General features: G+C 68.4%; 2 protein-coding genes. Both read right to left on the bottom strand.

Features of this window, described 5'->3' with window-relative positions; all coding sequences use genetic code 11:
• A partial coding sequence (pepN, locus tag AC5RUJ_RS14880; protein WP_494156099.1) for an aminopeptidase N occupies positions 1–1974 on the bottom strand: 1974 nt, incomplete at its 3' end.
• A 39-nt stretch (positions 1975–2013) separates the two neighbouring features.
• Positions 2014–2304 (bottom strand): putative sulfate exporter family transporter (locus tag AC5RUJ_RS14875; RefSeq protein ID WP_494156098.1); only part of this gene is annotated, 291 nt, incomplete at its 5' end.

Raw genomic sequence — 2304 nt, 5'->3', positions numbered from 1 at the left:
GTCGCTGCCCGGCTCCGCCGCTTCCGCCTCCCGGCGGGCGGCGGCCAGAAAAGCTTCCCGCAGGCCTGTCCGGAGTTCCGCCGGCGCGTAGCGGTCCATCGCCGTCTTGGCGCAGTCCAGGACCACCTGCAGCACGCTGTTCTCGGTTTCTGCCGGCGCGAAGCGCTGCACAGCCTCCACGTAGTCGGCGGCGGGGAGGCGCCCGTCGCGGGCCATGTCCCACAGGGTCGACCAGCACAGGGCGCGAGCCAGCGGATCGGTGACCTTGTCCAAGGAGGAAAGCACCGTCTCCAGGGAGCCGGTGTCGAAGACAACCTTGGCGTAGCTCAAGTCCTCATCGTTGAGCAGCAGCAGGGCGGGAACCTCGCGGCCCGCCAGTTCCGGAACCTCGGTCCGCGGCCCCGCCACGTCCAGCTCCAGCTGGTCCGTGCGGACCAGCCGACCGGAGGCGTCCGGGTTGTACAGGCCCAGCCGCAACCGGTGCGGCCGGAAGGACGGTTCCTGCGTCACCGGATCCACCGCCTCCTGGACGACGGCCGCGGAGGCGATCGCACCGCCGTCGTACTCGAGGTCCACGCCCAGGGTGGAGATGCCGGCGGTTTGCAGCCACTGCCGCGCCCACTGCTCCATGTCCCGGCCGGAAGCCGCGCTGAGAGCGGTGAGGAAATCGGCCAGCGACGTATTGCCGTAGGCATGTTCGCGGAAATACCGGCGCGAGGCGCCGACGAAGGAGTCGAAACCGGCATAGGCCACCAGCTGTTTGAGCACCGAGGCGCCCTTGGCATACGTGATGCCGTCGAAGTTCTGCTTGGCCGCTTCCAGGTCAGGGATGTCGGCGACGATGGGGTGGGTGGTGGGCAGCTGGTCCTGCACGTACGCCCACCCCTTGCGCCGGTTGGCGAACGTGATCCAGGCGTTGGTCCATTGCGTAGCCTCGGCGGACGCCAGGGACCCCATGTAGTCGGCGAACGATTCCTTCAGCCAGAGGTCGTCCCACCACTTCATGGTGACCAGGTCGCCGAACCACATGTGCGCCATCTCGTGCAGGATGGTGTTGGCGCGGGCCTGGTACTGGGCGTCGGTGGCCCGAGAGGAGAACACGTAGGCCTCGGTGAAGGTGACCAGGCCGGGGTTCTCCATGGCGCCCAGGTTGTATTCGGGCACGAACGCCTGCTCGTACTTGCCGAACGGGTAGGGGTAGTCGAAAAGTTCGTGGAAAAAATTCAGGCCGGCCTTGGTGACGGCGAAGATCTGCTCCGGATCGAAGGAGTCGGCCAGCGAGGCCCGGCAGTAGGCGCCAAGCGGCACACTCAGTTGTCCGCCGTCGGGCAGGGTGCCCTGCCAGGTGTCCGTGGCCGCGTGGTAGGGCCCGGCCAGGATCGTGGTGATGTAGGTGGAGATGCGTGGCGTCGGCTCGAAGCGGCGCACGGAGTAGCCGGGCGTGGAGCCCATCGGCTCGGTCACGGCCACCGCGGCGTTCGAGGCCACCAGCCAGTGGGCGGGGGCGGCGACGTGGAAGCTGAAGCTGGCCTTCAGGTCCGGCTGCTCGAAATTGGCGAAGACGCGGCGCGCGTCGGCCGGTTCGTATTGGGTGTAGAGGTACGTTCGCGCGTCCACCGGATCGACGAACCGGTGGAGCCCTTCGCCGCTGCTGCCGTACAGAGCGGTGCCCGTGATCGTGGCCTGGTTCTCGGCCTCGAGGCCGGGCAGGGTGATCCGGGAACCGTCCACCACGTCGTCGAGGTCCAGGGGCCGGCCGTTGAGCGTGACGGAGTGGACACCGCCGTGGATGAAGTCGGCAAACACCGTGGCGCCCGGTTCGCTGCAGTTGAACGTGATGACGGTGCTGGAGACGAAACCCGGCGCGTCGGAGTCCTCGGCATTGCGCAGGTCCAGCGAGACCTCATAGCGCTCCACGTGCAGGATGCGTGACCGTGCGGCCGCTTCGTCGCGGCTGAGGTTCTGGTTCGTCATCCGGCCCATTTAACCATGCGCGGGCGCGGTCGCGGCCCCTTAGCGTCCGCCCATCGCCAGCCAGGCTGCGCCAATCCCCAGTCCGGCAATCAGCAGCCAGGAGAGCAGGGCCGTGGAGACGGCCGGCAGCGAGGAGCGGAGTAGTTCCCGCAGGCGGACGGCAGCGCCCAGCCCGAACAGTGCTGCGGCCAGCAATAGTTCCTGCACGGACGCCATGCCGTCCAGGACCGGCTGCGGCAACCACCCCGCGCTGCGCAGCATCATCAGGGCGAGGAACCCGAGCACGAAGAGCGGCACCAGCGGCGGCTGCTTGCCGGGCCCGGCGGTCCC

Source organism: Arthrobacter sp. Y3223164 (assembly GCF_059091005.1).
Note: the sequence above shows the minus strand (reverse complement) of the source record. Positions and strands in the feature narration are given on the sequence as shown.